Raw genomic sequence first — 16,340 nt, 5'->3', positions numbered from 1 at the left:
GCCCCATGATGATCTCCCCCCAGTCTCGTCATTGCGAGCGCAGCGAAGCAATCCAGCGCAGTATTATGCCGCCCTGGGTTGCTTCGCTGCGCTCGCAATGACGAAGATTTGGGGATCAAGGCGTGTGGATAAGCAGTGCCGCGTCTTGCCGCCGCCGGGACGAGCGAACACAACCGCGCCATGCTCGCCGCCCTCACCCGTCTTCAGGCCCTCGCCGTGATCGCCCTCTTCGTGGTGCTCGCACTGGCGACGCTGACGATCGGCGCCTCGCAGTCCGGTGAGGCGATCAGCGGCGACGGGCGCTATTCCGACGTGCAGCTTTATCACGACATCGGCAACGCAGTGGCCGGGCGCGAGGGCTACTACCATGCCGCCACCCGCCTCCAGCGCGCACACGGCTTTCCGACCAGCCCCTTCGTGACGGTGCGCCTGCCGACGCTGGCGTGGATCGAGGCGGCGCTGGGCTGGCGCACGGTGCATGTCCTCCTCTGCGTGCTGCTTGCCGTCACCGCCGCCGCATGGTTCGCGATGCTGCGGCCGCTGGTGAGTGGACGCGAGCGGATGCTGGCCATGCTGCTCGTTCTGGTCGGCGGCGCGATGGTCGCCAGCCCCGGACTTTCGGTGTCGCATGAATTATGGGCGGGCGTGCTCGTGGCGCTGGCCATGGCACTGCGGGTGAAGGGCCTGACCGCCCCCGCCTTCCCAACCGCCGCCTTCCTCGCCGCCGCATCGGCGCTGGCGATCCGCGAACTGGCGCTGCCCTTCGTGCTGCTCGCGGCATTCTGGGCCTGGCGGAGCGGCCGATACCGGGAACTGGCCGCGTGGGCCGCGCTGATTGCAGGCTATGCCTTAGTCTTGCTTCTGCACCGGCAGGCGGTCGTGCCGCTCTCGCTTCCCGGCGATGCCCTATCGCAAGGCTGGGACGGTCTGCGCGGCCCCGGAGCCGTATTGCAGGACATCGCCGATGTGACGCTGCTGCACCTGATCCCGGCTCCGTTCAGCTATCTCGCCGTGCTGCTCTGCCTGCTCGGGTTCCTGGGAGCGCCACCGCCGCTGGCCCGCTTCGCGCTGCCGTGGCTCGCGACGATCGCGCTGCTGCTGGCGGTCTTCGCAAGGCCGGTGAACTTCTACTGGGCGATCCTGAGCGTGCCGACCGTCATGGCCGGACTGGCCTTCCTGCCGCGGACGCTGCGTGACTTGATCAGAGCGGCATCGTCATCCCGGACGTGATCCGGGACCGCTGGCCCTGACCAGCCCACGTTGCTCCACGCGCCTTGCGCAATGGTTCGTGCCTGAAGACCGCCACCGGTCCCGGATCAAGTCCGGGACGACGCGGGTACTTTGCCTCACCCTTGGCAATGTGCCCTCACCCCTGTAGTAGCGGCCCCAACTGTTTTCCAGACTTCGAATTCCATCCAGAGGAACCGCATGGCCGCCCAATACGCCTATGTCATGAAGGGCATGACCAAGACCTTCCCCGGTGCCCAGAAGCCGGTGCTCAGCGACATCTCGCTGCAGTTCTACCAGGGCGCCAAGATCGGCATCGTCGGCCCGAACGGTGCCGGTAAGTCCACCCTGATCAAGATCATGGCCGGTATCGACACCGATTTCACCGGCGAAGCCTGGCCCGGTGAGAACATCACCGTCGGCTATCTCGAGCAGGAGCCGGAACTCGATCCGACCAAGACCGTCCTCGAAAACGTCAAGGACGGCGCGCGCGAGACCGCCGATCTGGTCGACCGCTTCAACGAGATTTCCAACATCATGGGCGATCCGCCGGAGGACGTCGATTTCGACGCGCTCATGGAGGAAATGGGCGACCTGCAGGGCAAGATCGACGCGGTCGACGGCTGGACGCTCGACAACCAGCTCGAAATCGCGATGGAGGCCCTCCGCTGCCCGCCGAGCGACTGGCCGGTGAACAGCCTGTCGGGCGGTGAAAAGCGCCGCGTCGCGCTGACCCGCCTGCTGATCCAGAAGCCCTCGATCCTGCTGCTCGACGAACCGACCAACCACCTCGACGCCGAATCCGTCGAATGGCTGGAAAACCACCTCAAGGAATACGCGGGCGCGGTCTTGATGATCACCCACGATCGCTACTTCCTCGACAACGTGGTGAACTGGATCCTCGAACTCGATCGCGGCAAGTACTTCCCGTATGAGGGCAACTACTCGACCTACCTCGAGAAGAAGTCCAAGCGCATGGAGCAGGAGGACCGCGAGGAATCCGGCCGCGCCAAGGCGCTCAAGGAAGAACTCGAGTGGATCCGGCAGACTCCGGCCGCGCGCCAGACCAAGTCCAAGGCGCGTATCCGCAAGTTCGAGCAGCTGCAGGAAGCGCAGTCGGGCCGCCGTCCCGGCAAGGCCCAGATCGTCATCCAGGTGCCCGAGCGCCTCGGCGGCAAGGTCATCGAGGTCAACAACATCTCGAAGGCCTATGGCGACAAGCTGCTGTTCGAGAACCTCTCGTTCATCCTGCCGCCGGGCGGCATCGTCGGCGTCATCGGCCCGAACGGCGCGGGCAAGTCGACGCTGTTCAAGCTCATCACCGGCAAGGAAACGCCTGACGAGGGCACCATCGAGATGGGCTCGACCGTCCACCTCGGCTTCGTCGACCAGAGCCGCGACCACCTCGACCCCAAGAAGAACGTCTGGGAGGAAATCTCCGACGGGCTCGACTACATGAAGGTCAACGGTCACGACACCTCGACCCGCGCCTATGTGGGTGCGTTCAACTTCAAGGGCGCCGACCAGCAGAAGAACGTCGGCAAGCTGTCGGGCGGTGAGCGCAACCGCGTCCACATGGCCAAGATGCTCAAGGAGGGTGGCAACGTCCTCCTGCTCGACGAACCGACCAACGACCTCGACGTGGAAACGCTGGGCGCGCTGGAAGAGGCGATCGAGAACTTCGCGGGCTGCGCCGTGGTCATCAGCCACGATCGCTTCTTCCTCGACCGTCTCGCAACTCACATCCTCGCATTCGAGGGCAACAGCCACGTCGAATGGTTCGAGGGCAACTTCGCCGCCTACGAAGAAGACAAGCGCCGCCGTCTGGGTGACGCCGCCGACCGTCCGACCGCGCTGGCCTACAAGAAGCTGACGCGCTGATTTGCGCTGTTTCGAAAGCCGCCATCCGGCGGCTTTCGGTACGGCACCGGCCCAGACAAAGCCGTTGCTCGGGAAACCGGGCGGCGGCTTTTTTGTCGCTGCAACATTACGAAACTTAACGGTGAGCAACGCCGCCATTCACCATTGCGACAGCGCTGATCCGCTACACCCGGTTCAACGATGAGCCGCGCTTCGCCGTCCGGCACTTCGGTTTGGAGACCGGAACAATGGCAACGAAAAACAGAAAAGCAGGTGTACTGATCGCCGTCGCCACCATGGCGATTGCGATCACGGGGATGTCCAGCCCCGGCTTCGCCCAGGATCAGGGCCGTGAGCGCGGCAACAATGCCCGTGCCGAGCGTCCACAGTCCCGGCCGCAACCTCAGCCCCAGCAGCAGCGCCTCAACGGCCGCAGCGAGATCGGCCCGCAGCTTCGCCAGATGCGCGAGCAGCAGCGCCAGCCCCAGGCTCAACCCCAGCCTCAGGCGCGCCCTGCCCAGCAGCAGGGACGTGGAGACGACCGCCCCAACTGGCAAGGTTCGCGTCCCTCGTCCGGCCAGCAGCAGGGCCGCCCGTCGTGGCAGGGCAACAACCAGCGCCCTGACAACGATCGCGGCGCCGGTCAGGCGGTCCGCCGGGACGACAACCGCGACCGCGACAACGCGTGGCGGAATGGTAATGGCCGACCCGGTGATGGCAGGCCCGGTGATGGAAGGCCCGGCAATGGGCAGGCAGGTAACGACCGCCGCCCGGACAACGATCGCAACCCGTCGTGGCGCGCGGACAACGACCGTCGCGGCGACAACGACCGCTGGCGTGACAACGACCGCCGGAACAACAACGATCGTTGGCGCAACAACAACAACAACAACAACAACAACAACGGCTGGCGCGACAACGGCCGCGGCGATCGCTACCAGTCCTGGAATCGCAACGACTGGCGCCGCGACAACCGCTACGACTGGCAGCGCTATCGCGACCGCAATCGCAACACCTATCGCATCGGCCGCTATTACGCGCCGTACAACGGCTACTCCTACCGCCGCCTGAGCATCGGCTTCTCGCTGGGCTCGATGTTCTACGGCAACCGCTACTGGATCAACGATCCCTGGGCTTACCGCCTGCCACCGGTCTACGGCCCCTACCGCTGGGTCCGTTACTACGACGACGTGATGCTGGTCGATATCTATAGCGGCGAAGTGGTAGACGTGATCTACGATTTCTTCTGGTAAGCTGCCAGACAAGAGATACGGAAAACTCCCGGAGGTAAAACTCCGGGAGTTTTCTTATCACCCCTGGAAATCCGGCAATCCGATACTTCACGAGGGCAATTGAACTATCTGCGGATACGGATAGTCTAGCTGCCATGACGGAGCCCGCACATCCCGACCGCAAGGCTCTCGCCCGCATGGGCGCGGTGGTACGCGAACGACTGGCCGGAGAACCCGCGGCGCGCCGTTTTCCGGAGGATCGCGCGGAAATCTACGCCATCGACGGTTTCCTGACCCCGCCTGCCTGTGCGCGCCTGATGACGCTGATCGATGCCGTCGCCTGCCCTTCCAGCCTTGTCGAAGAAGGCCTCTGGCCCGGCTACCGCACCAGCTACTCGGGCGACCTTGACGAAGCCGACGAATGCGTGCGCAATCTCGATGCGCGCCTTTCCGCCATGACTGGTATTGCGCCCACATGTGCAGAAGCCGCGCAAGGGCAACGCTACCTTTGCGGCCAGTACTTCAACGAACATTGCGACTGGTTCGACACCGCTGCCGGGTACTGGCGAACCGAGCGACGCTGCGGAGGGCAACGCAGCTGGACCGCCATGATCTATCTCAACAGCGTCGATGAAGGCGGCATGACCGACTTCACCCGGGTCGCGCTCAGCATCCCGCCTTGCGCCGGCACGCTGCTGCTATGGAACAATGCCCTGCCCGACGGCACGCCGAACCCCTGGACCATGCATGCGGCGCGCCCGGTGGTACGCGGGGTGAAGTATGTCGTCACCAAGTGGTTCCGCACGCGGACCTGGCAGTGACGCCTTGACATTTATTACCAAATAGGTTATATGACCTAGCATCCGGAGCAGTGCAGATCACATTGCTCCGGTGTATCGGGTCGGCGTCGTGGGCCGGGATGCGGTTTCAAGCCGTGATCACGCAAACCACGCGTCCGTTCGAAGACCCGGACTGTCCCTGAGCTACCGGAAAAGCCGTCCATACGTTCCTGCGACACACGGCAGGACTTGGGATGACCATCCCGGATAGCCATCGGCCGATAACGATGCGAACCCTAACGACGGCCACATGGGACTTTCCGATGGAATACAGGTCGAGCCGGGCTGCCCGCTGCTACCCGGCCGTTCGCCCGAGCTTGCGGAACACAAAACCCCGCGTCCCAGCTTGGACGCTCCCGACGCCGACCCGATGTTCACTCTCGGATGCGTTGATTTCCCCGGCGTAATGGCCCGCACTCGCCAGCGGGTGTTTTTGCATGTCCGGTGCACATCCTGGTACGCGCAAACCAAAACCCGTCATTCCCGCGAAGGCGGGAACCCATCTCCAGTGATCTCGTGTTGCACAAGCATCAGTTGGGTCCCCGCCTTCGCGGGGATGACGGCTCTTATGTGTTTCAGGTTTCCGCGCCTGCCCGGCGCTCAAGATTCTCGAACAGCTGATCCATTCGCTTGTGCAGCCGGATGATCTCCAGCTGCGTGCGCAGGTTCACCTCGTAGTCGTGACGCGCGGCGATGCGGTCCTTATCGGAGGCGCGGTTCTGGCTCATCATGATGACCGGCGCCTGGATCGCCGCCAGCATCGAGAGCATCAGGTTCAGGAAGATATAGGGGTAGGCATCGAAGGGGTGCAGCCCGAAGTCCTCAAGGATGCGGCTGTTCACCAGCATCCATCCCAGCAGCACCACGCCGAAGGCGATGATGAAGCCCCAAGAACCGCCGATCGCCGCGACGCGGTCGGCCAGCCGGTCGCCGAAGCCGGCATGCAGCGATGCCTCTTCCTGCGCGTCCGGTCCCATGACCTGGCCCGAGGCGATGCGCTGCAATACGCGCCGTTCCTCAGCGTCCACGTCGGTCAGCTTGCGCCCGAGCAGTTCCTCGCAGAGTTGCTCGGGCGTGAGGTCGGTCCGGTGCATCGCGTCTCCGTCAGGTCAGGCCGAAAGAGCCTCGGCGATCAGCAGCCGCGTTTCGGGAATGCCGTAAAGCGCGATGAAGCTCCCCATGCGCGGCCCCTGCGACGAACCGAGCAGCGTTTCGTAGAGCGCCTTGAACCAGTCGCGCAGGTTTTCGAAACCGTAAGCCTCGTTCTTGCCGATCTCGTAGACGATGTTCTGCAGGTCTTCGGCGGTAGCCTCGCCCAGCGCCGCAAGCTGCGTATCGAGGTCCTTCAGTGCGGCGGCCTCATTGGCCGTGGGCGCCCGACGCTGAAGCGTCGGCGCAATGAAGTCGCGGTTGGTGGCGAGCGCGGCGCGGACCATCTCTGCAAGGTCCGGATGCGCTTCGGGGCTGGCATCGGCCACGTAGTTGCCGAGGTAGGACCACACCTGCTCCGCCGTCGCATCCGCGCCGAGCACGCCGACGAGATTGAGCAGCAGCGAGAACGTCACCGGCACCGTGTCGCCCGCGCCGCCCTTGTCACCATTCGCCCGCAGCAGGTGCCAGGTCGGGTTGCCCAACTGCTTGTCGAGCGCCTGCTCGGCCAGGTTGCCGCGGAACTGCCAGTATTCGTCGACCGCCTTGGGGATCACGCCGGCGTGGAGCTGCTTGGCGCTCTTGGGCTCGCGGAACAGGTAGAAACCGAGCGACTCCTCGGTGCCGTAAGTCAGCCACTGGTCGATGGTCAGGCCGTTGCCCTTGGACTTGGAAATCTTCTCGCCGTTCTCGTCGAGGAACAGTTCGTAGATCAGCCCCTCGGGCTTGCGACCGCCGAGAACCTGCACGATCTTGCCCGACTGGGTGACCGAGTCGGTCAGATCCTTGCCGCACATCTCGTAGTCGACGCCCAGCGCAAACCAGCGCATCGCCCAATCGACCTTCCACTGCAGCTTGGCCTTGCCGCCGAACGCCGACTGCTCGACGACGGTGCCGTCCTCGTCGGTGAAGCGGATCAGGCCGGTCTTAGCGTCGATCACCTCGACCGGCACCTGCAGCACCACGCCCGTCGTGGGCGAGACCGGCAGCACGGGTGAATAAGTCCGGCGGCGCTCCTCGCGCAGCGTGGGGAGCATGACGTCGAGGATCGCCTGATTGCACTCCAGCACGCGCGCCAGAGCGGCGTCGAACGCGCCCGAATTGTAGCGGTCGCTGGCCGAGACGAATTCGTAGTCGAAGCCGAAGCGGTCGAGGAATTCGCGCAGCATCGCATTGTTGTGATGCGCGAAGCTCTCGTGCGTGCCGAACGGATCGGGAATGCGGCTGAGCGGCTTGCCGAGGTTGGCGGCGAGTACGTCGGCGTTGGGAATGTTGTCCGGAACCTTGCGCAGCCCGTCCATATCGTCGGAGAACGCGACAAGCCGCGTCGGCGCGCCGCCGGTCAGCGCCTCGTAAGCGCGGCGGACGAGCGTGGTGCGCAGGACTTCCTGGAAGGTGCCGATATGCGGCAGGCCCGAGGGACCATAGCCGGTCTCGAACAGCACCGGTGCGCCGTCCGGTTTGCCCTGCGGAAACCGCTTGAGCAGCTTCTGGGCCTCCTGGAAGGGCCAGGCCTTGGACACACGTGCGGCTTCGATCAGGGCATTTTCGGTCATGGCCCGCGCTCTAAGGCGAAATGCGCGATTTTCGCAAGGGTTCAGTCGGGGTCGCGCGCTACTTCAGCACCATATCCCCCGTCACCCTGAACTTGTTTCAGGGCCCATCATGCCGACAGCCCGGTGGCTTAGACGGCAAATCGAGAGGGCAGCCTAGCCAGCTACCTTCCGGCACCAACCGCCCGATGGATCCTGAAACAAGTTCAGGATGACGGCATGTGAGGAGGAACCTAAGGCCCCTCCTTCTCCGCTCAATCCCGCCACGCCCAATCATAGACCAGCGCGTCCTCGCGGAACGCGAACCGGTCGATGTGGCGCGCAACCACGTCGGTCAGGCCCTGCACCGCATCGCGATCCTCGCCGGTGATGGTGATGGCGATGCCCTCGGCATCGGCGTCCATCACGGTGACGGCGTTGGGGAACGTCACCGTTCCCTTGTCACCCTCGACTTCGGTTTCCAGCTTGTGACTCCAGTGCTTGCAGAGCTGGCGGACGTACTTGCCGCCATTTGGTGTCTTCACGGTCGCGGCGATGGTGCTCACTTCTCGATCCTTTCGATCTTGCGGGTGGCCTCGTCGATGACATCCGCGATCTGCAGGATGAAGTCACGATCGGCCCCTTCGGTCGAGAGCCGGTCGAACACCGCCGTCTTGAGCGCGTGGAACGCCCGGCGCACCGGTGCGGGATCGACCCGGTCGCGCTGCGCGGCCAGAGCCCCGAGGCGGCCCTTGAGTTCGGCGAACTTCTCCGCATCGGCCCCAGCCTTGGCGCGGCCTTCGGCGGTGGCCTCGAAAGCCTTGCGGGCGCTGTCGCCGGAGACGGGGGCGATCAGGCCAGTCTCTTCCATGTAGATCAGCGCGGGGTAGACCACACCCGGGCTCGGCGCATAGTCGCCGCCCGAAAGCGCCTCGATCTCGCGGATCAGCTCGTAGCCGTGGCGCGGTGCCTCGACGATCAGGGCGAGCAGCAGGGTCTGCAGTTCGGCCTGGTCGAACAGCCGCTTGCGACGACCGCCGCGACCTTCGCCGCGCGGACCGTCAGGGCCGCCGCGCCCGCCCATGCCGCCGCCGAAGCCGCCGGGAAAGCCCTTCCCGAACCCGCCGCCGAGCGGTCCACGCGCCAAGCCGTGCAGGCCGCGCCTGCCGCCGTGGCGGCCAAGCATGGCGCGCAAGTCTTCGGCGCCTTCGGCCATCGCTGCCATCATGTCCTCGCGCCCGAAGCGGCGCTCTCCACCGTGACGGCCGCGTCCGCGACCGTGGTTGCAATCTGAGTTTCTCATCATTCGTTCCATATGCTTCATGATGGTCTTAAGATATATCTTGAGTGAAATTCAACAAGAGGGAAATTTGTATCTATCCGTAATTTTTTCCGTGGAGCGCGAGAGCCCGGCGTTTCCAATTCCGCCCCCCGTGCTTAATGAGAGGCCATGGCCGCCCTGCCCCTTCCTGCCCTCCACGCCAGTCATGGCGGCTGCTGGCTGCGCGAGAAGGATCTGACGGGCCTCGGCACCCGCCCTCTTTCCAAGGGCGAGGCGGTGATGGCCGCCGCCGACACCCCGCTGCTGATCCTCAACGCGCCCCTGCTGGCGACACGGCTGGGCTATCCGGACCTGTCGGGGCTGGACCTTCTGGAACTCTACGCCTTCGTCCATCCGGCGCGCTTCGTGGTGCCGACGCCCAAGGGCCTTGCCCATGCCCTCGGCCTCGCCGAGCCGGAGGGCGATTCCGATGTGCCGCGCCTGCTGCAGGAAGCGGCCGGCGCCCTGCTCGACATGTGCGAGAACGGCGCCTGGTCCGAACGCGAGGGCGCGTGGACCTCGCTGCAGTCGCTGGTGCGCATGCGCTGGCCCTGGGCCACGCTGCTGACGGGGCGCATCCGCAAGCCCGAGCGTGCCGAACGCTGGCTGTTCACCCGCCTGCCCGAATGGGAGGAAACCCCCGAAGTCCCCCAGCCCCGGCAGGTCGTGCTGGAGGACGAGGAAGTCCTGCAGCGCCTCGCCAGCCTCACCGGCAGCACCGCCGAGCAGCGCCCCGGCCAGCGCGCCTATGCGGTGGAGACCGCCCACGCCTTCGCACCGCGCAAGCGGTCGGGCCGCCCGCATGTGCTGCTGGCACAGGCGGGCACCGGCATCGGCAAGACGCTGGGCTACCTCGCGCCCACATCGCTATGGACCGAGAAGGCCGGCGGCACCGTCTGGGTCTCCACCTATACCAAGGCGCTGCAACGTCAGCTCCGCGCCGAAAGCCGCCGCGCTTGGCCCGAGCGCCGCGCTGACGGCACCCGCCCCGTGGTGGTGCGCAAGGGCCGCGAGAACTACTTGTGCCTGCTGAACCTCGAAGATGCGCTGCAGGGCGGCTTCAACGGGCGCGCGGCGATCCTCGCGCAACTGGTGGCGCGCTGGGCGGCCTACTCGCAGGACGGCGACATGATCGGCGGCGACCTGCCCGGCTGGCTCGGCACCCTGTTCCGCCAGCGCGGCATCGCGGCGCTGACCGACCGGCGCGGCGAATGCGTCTATGCCGGGTGCCCGCATTATCGGAAGTGCTTCATCGAGCGCGCCACCCGCGCCAGCGTCGGCGCAGATCTGGTGATCGGCAACCATGCGCTGGTGATGGTCAACGCCGCGCGCGGACGCGATCCGGCTTCGCGCCCGACCCGGGTGGTATTCGACGAAGGCCACCACGTCTTCGACGCCGCCGATTCCACGTTCGCCGCCGCACTCACCGGCGCCGAGGCGATCGAGTTGCGCCGCTGGGTGATCGGCCCGGAGAAAGCCTCCAAGGGCCGCCGCCGTGGCCTCTCAGCCCGCCTTGCCGACGTCGCCAGCTACGACGAGGCTGGCGCCAAGGCCATCACCGCCGCGCGCGAGGCCGCAGAGGCGCTCCCCGGCGATGGCTGGATGGGGCGCATCGCCGAGAACGCCGCGAGCGGCCCGCTGGAGGAACTGCTCGCGGCGGTGCGCGCCACCGTCTACGCCCGCGACGAAAGCGGCGGGCAGGAAGCGGGCTATGGCCTCGAAACCGAAGCGGCCAGCCTCGAAGGCTCGTTCGTCGAGATCGCGCAAGGCGCCCGCGCGGCGCTGGCGGAACTGCGCCAACCGCTGATCCGCCTCGGCATGCGCCTCGAAGCGCTGCTGGAGGAACCGCCCGACTGGCTCGACGGCCCCGGGCGCGCCCGCATCGAAGGTGCGCGCCATTCGCTGACATGGCGCGTCGATACGCTGGGAGCGTGGGAATCGCTGCTCGACCGCATGGGCGGCCCGGCTGACCCCGAATACGTCGACTGGCTCGCCGTCGACCGCTCCGAGGCGCGCGAGTTCGACATCGGCATCCATCGCCGCTGGCTCGACCCGATGAAGCCCTTTGCGCAGGTCGTGCTCGAACCGGCGCACGGCGTCGTCATGACTTCGGCCACGCTGCGCGACGGCGAGGACTGGGCCAAGGCCATCGCCCGCTCCGGCGCGACGAACATCGAGGTGATGCCGCGCCTGTCGATCCACCAGAGCCCGTTCGACTACGCGACGCAGGCCGAAGTGCTGATCGTCACCGACGTCCCCAAGGGCGACATTCCCGCCCTCTCCGCCGCCTTCGGCCGCCTGATCGAAACCTCGCGCGGCGGCGTGCTCGGCCTGTTTACCGCGATCCGGCGGCTGCGCGCGGTCTATGGCCGCATCGCCGACCGGCTCGCACGGGGGGGCTTGCCGCTCTACGCGCAGCACGTCGATCCGATCGACACCGGCACGCTGGTCGACATCTTCCGCGACGATCCGGCCGCCTCGCTGCTGGGCACCGATGCCTTGCGCGACGGGGTGGACGTGCAGGGCGATTCCCTGCGCCTCGTCGTGATGGAGCAGGTGCCCTGGCCGCGGCCCACGATCCTGCACCGCGCCCGGCGCCTGGCGGGCGGGGGCAGCGCCTACGACGACACGCTGATCCGCGCCAAGCTGGCGCAGGCTTTCGGCCGCCTCATCCGCAGCCGCGAGGACCGGGGGCACTTCGTCGTGCTCTCGCCCGCGTTCCCCTCGCGCCTGCTCTCCGCCTTCCCGGCGGGGACGCCGATCCGGCGGGTTACGCTGGAGGAGGCTTTACAGCGCGTGGCCGGTCATGCTCAAGGAGCCGCAGCGGACCGGGCGGAAGACTCGCAGTCGCTATCCTGATCCGCCCGTACTAGAGAGTGCCCATGAAAATCCTCGGCATCTTCCGCCACGCCAAATCGGACTGGACCGACGCCCGGCTGCGCGACTTCGACCGTCCGCTCAACAAGCGCGGGCGGGTCGGCGCAGGTGTCATGGGCAAGCACATCCTCGAACATGGTGTGGGCTGGCGCTACATCCTTGCCTCGCCCGCCGTGCGCGTCACGCAGACGATCGAGCTTGCCGGAGAAGCGGCCGGAGAGACGCCGCCCGTCACCTGGGACCGGCGCATCTACCTTGCCAGTTCGGCGGCGCTGATCGACGTGCTGAAGGATCAAGAGAGCGACCCGCGCTCGATCCTGCTGGTCGGGCATAATCCGGGACTTGAGGATCTGATCTTCGACCTCGTGCCGGATGACGGATCCAGCCCCTTGCGCGATGTGGTGGAGGACAAGTTCCCGACCGCAGCCTATGCGGTGGTGGAACTCGACATCGAGCACTGGTCGCAGCTTCGCGAAGGCTGCGGGAAGCTGACGCATCTGGTGCGCCCGCGCGACCTCGATCCCTCGCTGGGTCCGAGCCTGACGGAATAACCCTCCGTCATCGCATAACGCTCCGTCATTGCGAGCGAAGCGAAGCAACCCAGGGCAGCATTAGGCCGCCCTGGGTTGCTTCGCTTCGCTCGCAATGACGAATGGAGGAGCGAAAACGCTCCCTCGAAATCACCCCTGCACCGTCTCCGTAATCCCCGCCAAGTGCAGCTTGTGCGCCAGATACCGCTCGGCATCGAGCGCGGCCATGCAGCCCACGCCCGCAGCGGTGATCGCCTGACGATAGACATGGTCCGACACGTCGCCCGCCGCGAAGACGCCGGGGATGGCGGTCTTGGGGGTGCCCGGCTCGACGATCAGGTAGCCGGTGTCGTCCATCGCCAGCTTGCCCTTGAACAACTCGGTCGCGGGCGCGTGGCCGATCGCAACGAAGGCGCCGTCGGCCAGCAGTTCGCTCTGCTCGCCGGTCTCGGTGTCGATCAGCGCGAGGGCGCGCAGGGCGCCGTTCTCGCCCGCGAGGAAGCGGTCGACCTTCTTGTTCCAGACCGTCGTGATCTTGGGATGCGCGAAGAGGCGGTCCTGCAGGATCTTCTCCGAACGCAGCGAATCGCGGCGGTGCACCAGCACCACCTCGGTCGCATGATTGGTGAGGTAGAGCGCTTCCTCGACCGCAGTGTTGCCGCCGCCGATCACCACCACCTTCTTGCCGCGGTAGAAGAACCCGTCGCAGGTCGCACAGGCCGAGACGCCCTTGCCCGAAAGTTCCTGCTCGCCGGGGACGCCCAGCCACTTGGCCTGCGCGCCGGTGGCGATGACGAGGGTGTCGCCCTCGTAGATGTCGCCGCCGTCGCCGGTGGCGACGAAAGTGTCGCCGGTCAGATCGACGTTGGTGATAGTGTCCCACATCATGCGGGTGCCGACGTGGACCGCCTGCGCTTCCATCTCCTGCATCAGCCAGGGGCCCTGGATGACCTCGCGGAAGCCGGGGTAGTTCTCGACGTCGGTGGTGATGGTCAGCTGGCCGCCGGGCTGCAGGCCCTGCACGACGATCGGCTCCATGCCCGCGCGCGCGCCGTAGATGGCGGCGGAAAGTCCGGCCGGGCCGGAACCGATGATGAGCATGCGGGTCTTGTGCGTGGTCGCCATTTCGTAACTCTCGCGTGAAATCCTTGGCGGCGGAGATAGGGGCTCGCGCCCGGATCGCCAAGCTGTACGGCGCGCAAGCTTTACTTTCATCCCCGCAATTTCGGCAGCGGATTGACCTCGGCGCGCGCCGTCCCCATCCATCGGGGATGAAGAACCAGCTTGCCCCCACCTCGAACCGTTTCGTCTCGCAGCGCCTGCGTCTGCACTATGTCGACTGGGGCAATTCCGAAGCCCCGCCGCTGATCCTGCAGCATGGCGGGCGCGACCACTGCCGCAGCTGGGACTGGGTGGCCGAGGAACTGCGCCGCGACTGGCACGTCATCTGCCCGGATTTGCGCGGTCACGGCGACAGCGAGTGGAGCCCGGAGGGGCACTACGGCATGGACGCCTTCGTCTACGACTTCGCGCAGCTGGTCCACACGCTGGGGCACGAGCAGGTGACGATCGTGGCGCACTCGCTGGGCGGCAACATCGCGACACGCTTCACCGGGCTCTATCCGGAGAAGGTGACGAAGTTCGTCAACATCGAGGGTCTCGGCCCGCCCCCGGGCCTGCGCCGCCAGCAGGAGGAGGAAGGCGCCGGCGACCGGCTGCGCAAGTGGATCGAGGACAAGCGCAAGGCCTCGGGCCGCACGGTGCGCAAGTACGCCTCCCTGCGCGACGCCTACCAGCGCATGAAGGAGGAGAACGGCTTCCTGACGGACGAACAGGCCCGCCACCTCACCATCCACGGCGCCACCCGCAACGAGGACGGGACGTGGAGCTGGAAGTTCGACAATTACCTGAACGTCTGGACCGCCTCGGACCTGCCGACCGATCATGTCACCGCGCTGTGGCAGGCGATCACCTGCCCCACGCTGATGCTGTGGGGCAAGGACAGCTTCGCCAGCAGTCCGGCGGGCGACGGGCGCATGGACTATTTCCCCAGCGCGCAGCTGATCGAGTACGAGAACGCCGGACACTGGCTGCACCACGACCAGTTCGACCGGTTCATGGGCGACGTGAAGGCATTCCTCGACTGAACCGGAGCCGTCGGCTTCAATTTTCCCCCAGCACCTCCCGCAGGCGGTCGCGTTTGGTTGGCGTAAGGGTAAGTGCCTCTTCAAGATAGGCTTCGAGGCTGCCGCAACGGTCTTCTATCGCCGTCCAGGCCGCGTGCAGATACTCCGCATCCGCACCCATCAGGACGCGTAGGACGGTATCGTCGAGTTGACCGGTGATGGCCCTGATCGTCTCCGCTCCGGAAGCGATCCGTGCCTCGACATCGCCAGCGCTGTTGGTCAGCAAGTAGTCCGCCATGATATCGTCGCGATGCACGCCAAGTGCAGCATGGAGCATGGCGACCGCGATCCCGGTACGATCCTTGCCTGCCATGCAGTTGACGAGACTCGGGCCCCTTGCGCGAGCCAGTTCGTCGAACCATTGGCGGATCATGACCTGCAATTCCGGTCGGAAGCAGATACCCTCATAATTGCGCTTCAGGCTGTCATGCGTCGATTGTACGGTCCGCTGACGGGTCGTCCGGGCGGCCGCCAGATGCGGGGCATGCCGCAATACAGGGTCGACCGCGACTACGATTCTGGCGGCAAAGCCGGCCGGTCGGCGGCATGGGTGTACCGTGCGCTCCTTCGAGGTCCGCAGATCGAACACACTCGCCAGTTCCAGAGCCGAGATGCGTTCCAGATCCGCATCACTGGCGCCATAATGCTGGCCAGAGCGCCAGATCGTCCTGCACCTGATCCGTCCACCCGACTGCAGGGGGTAGCCGCCCGCATCGCGGAAATTATGAACGCCCTCAAAGCGCATGACACGGTCGCTAACGTTCACGCTATCTCACGTACTGCCGATACCATATTCCAGACGTATCTTGCAGAAGAGATTCGGAACAGGGGACCTGTACGCAAGGGTAGCGGATGATCGCCGAAGTGATGCGACAGAAAGGCACACCATGCCTCGGTACGCTACGAAATCAGGCGAGCAGGAAGTATCCGAGTGCCGCCCAGCAGGCCATGCAAAGCAGGATCGCGATCGTCAAACCGCGCCCGTCATGCTCTTCACCGCGGTCCATGCGCTCTGCGGCATAGACCATCCCCGCAGACAGTCGTGCAGGAAAATCCCGACCACCATCATGGATACGCTCGAAACGGATGATATTCTCGTCAGCGACCTTCATAACGCATCCTCAATTGCCGAGGCGGTTCTCAGACGGCTTCCGCGCGTCCTGCTCGCCCAGATCAATCCCGAAAGGGTGCGCCTTTTGACGTCACTCCCATTTGCTTCCTGAGACAATTCTTACCAGAATCCGCCGCTTTGTTCCAGAATATCCCGAATGCATCACATCATTTTAATCCCCAATGCGGCAGCGATATTATACTCATTCAGAAGGTAATTTTCGTGCCGATTGGTGAAATATCGGCACCATCAAGGCAGTGGGCATTATTGCGGTGCAAAACGCGCCCAAGCCTAGGAAATGGGGCCTAACTGCAATCGTTGCGCAAGGTAGGTTCGCAGTTTTCGCCGCAAGGCAACACCAATCGACAGCTAGTGCAGCGACGCATTCAGAGATGCGTAAAACGTTCGAACAGATGAAGGACCGGGTCGTGTCCCGCGGGGTGGTGTAGGAAGGTTTCCCTGAGAGGGTGGCCACC

14 protein-coding genes are annotated in these 16,340 nt (G+C 65.4%); 7 read left to right on the top strand and 7 right to left on the bottom strand.

Features of this window, described 5'->3' with window-relative positions:
* Positions 1–135: 135 nt before the first annotated feature.
* From QRN25_RS12890 to QRN25_RS12875, 4 genes are all read left to right on the top strand, one after another.
* Entirely contained in the window at positions 136–1,230 is a 1,095-nt protein-coding gene (locus QRN25_RS12890; RefSeq protein ID WP_285019790.1) for a hypothetical protein, read from the top strand.
* Positions 1,231–1,428: 198 nt separating this feature from the next.
* On the top strand, positions 1,429–3,108 hold the full coding sequence (gene ettA, locus QRN25_RS12885; protein ID WP_008830987.1) for an energy-dependent translational throttle protein EttA: 1,680 nt from the start codon (positions 1,429–1,431) through the stop codon (positions 3,106–3,108).
* A gap of 227 nt (positions 3,109–3,335) precedes the next feature.
* A complete protein-coding gene (locus QRN25_RS12880) occupies positions 3,336–4,340 on the top strand; it encodes an RcnB family protein (protein WP_285019789.1) in 1,005 nt (334 codons plus the stop codon).
* Between the two features lie 134 nt (positions 4,341–4,474).
* Positions 4,475–5,140: a 2OG-Fe(II) oxygenase gene (locus QRN25_RS12875; protein WP_285019788.1), complete on the top strand. Its 666-nt coding sequence runs from the start codon at positions 4,475–4,477 to the stop codon at positions 5,138–5,140.
* Positions 5,141–5,733: 593 nt separating this feature from the next.
* On the opposite strand, the gene QRN25_RS12870 is transcribed toward QRN25_RS12875, so the two are convergent.
* The 4 genes from QRN25_RS12870 to QRN25_RS12855 form a co-directional block, all read right to left on the bottom strand.
* On the bottom strand, positions 5,734–6,252 hold the full coding sequence (locus QRN25_RS12870) for a DUF1003 domain-containing protein (RefSeq protein WP_271183194.1): 519 nt from the start codon (positions 6,250–6,252) through the stop codon (positions 5,734–5,736).
* Positions 6,253–6,267: 15 nt separating this feature from the next.
* Positions 6,268–7,863: a lysine--tRNA ligase gene (locus tag QRN25_RS12865; protein ID WP_285019787.1), complete on the bottom strand. Its 1,596-nt coding sequence runs from the start codon at positions 7,861–7,863 to the stop codon at positions 6,268–6,270.
* Between the two features lie 251 nt (positions 7,864–8,114).
* Positions 8,115–8,405 carry a DUF2218 domain-containing protein gene (locus QRN25_RS12860; protein ID WP_285019786.1) on the bottom strand — a complete coding sequence of 97 codons (291 nt, stop codon included), beginning with the start codon at positions 8,403–8,405 and terminating at the stop codon, positions 8,115–8,117.
* Positions 8,402–9,067 carry a PadR family transcriptional regulator gene (locus QRN25_RS12855; RefSeq protein WP_502910465.1) on the bottom strand — a complete coding sequence of 222 codons (666 nt, stop codon included), beginning with the start codon at positions 9,065–9,067 and terminating at the stop codon, positions 8,402–8,404. Before QRN25_RS12855 ends, QRN25_RS12860 begins: the two co-directional genes overlap by 4 nt.
* 222 nt (positions 9,068–9,289) lie before the next feature.
* Here QRN25_RS12855 and QRN25_RS12850 point away from each other — a divergent pair, with 222 nt between their 5' ends.
* On the top strand, positions 9,290–12,019 hold the full coding sequence (locus QRN25_RS12850; protein ID WP_285019784.1) for an ATP-dependent DNA helicase: 2,730 nt from the start codon (positions 9,290–9,292) through the stop codon (positions 12,017–12,019).
* 23 nt (positions 12,020–12,042) lie between these two features.
* Positions 12,043–12,588, top strand: coding sequence for a SixA phosphatase family protein (locus QRN25_RS12845; RefSeq protein WP_285019783.1), 546 nt, complete (start codon positions 12,043–12,045; stop codon positions 12,586–12,588).
* Positions 12,589–12,717: 129 nt separating this feature from the next.
* On the opposite strand, the gene trxB is transcribed toward QRN25_RS12845, so the two are convergent.
* Positions 12,718–13,692, bottom strand: coding sequence for a thioredoxin-disulfide reductase (gene trxB / locus QRN25_RS12840; protein ID WP_036522857.1), 975 nt, complete (start codon positions 13,690–13,692; stop codon positions 12,718–12,720).
* Positions 13,693–13,838: 146 nt separating this feature from the next.
* On the opposite strand from trxB, the gene QRN25_RS12835 reads away from it, so the two are divergent.
* A complete protein-coding gene (locus QRN25_RS12835; protein ID WP_285019782.1) occupies positions 13,839–14,714 on the top strand; it encodes an alpha/beta fold hydrolase in 876 nt (291 codons plus the stop codon).
* Between the two features lie 16 nt (positions 14,715–14,730).
* On the opposite strand, the gene QRN25_RS12830 is transcribed toward QRN25_RS12835, so the two are convergent.
* Together QRN25_RS12830 and QRN25_RS12825 are read right to left on the bottom strand one after the other, a co-directional pair.
* Positions 14,731–15,519, bottom strand: coding sequence for a tyrosine-protein phosphatase (locus QRN25_RS12830; RefSeq protein WP_285019781.1), 789 nt, complete (start codon positions 15,517–15,519; stop codon positions 14,731–14,733).
* A 142-nt stretch (positions 15,520–15,661) separates the two neighbouring features.
* Positions 15,662–15,865 (bottom strand): hypothetical protein, encoded by a 204-nt coding sequence (locus QRN25_RS12825; protein WP_285019780.1) that lies wholly within the window; start codon positions 15,863–15,865, stop codon positions 15,662–15,664.
* Between the last annotated feature and the right edge of the window lie 475 nt (positions 15,866–16,340).

Origin of the sequence: Novosphingobium sp. fls2-241-R2A-195 (assembly GCF_030209485.1) — a bacterium.
GTDB lineage: Bacteria > Pseudomonadota > Alphaproteobacteria > Sphingomonadales > Sphingomonadaceae > Novosphingobium > Novosphingobium resinovorum.
Note: the sequence above shows the minus strand (reverse complement) of the source record. Positions and strands in the feature narration are given on the sequence as shown.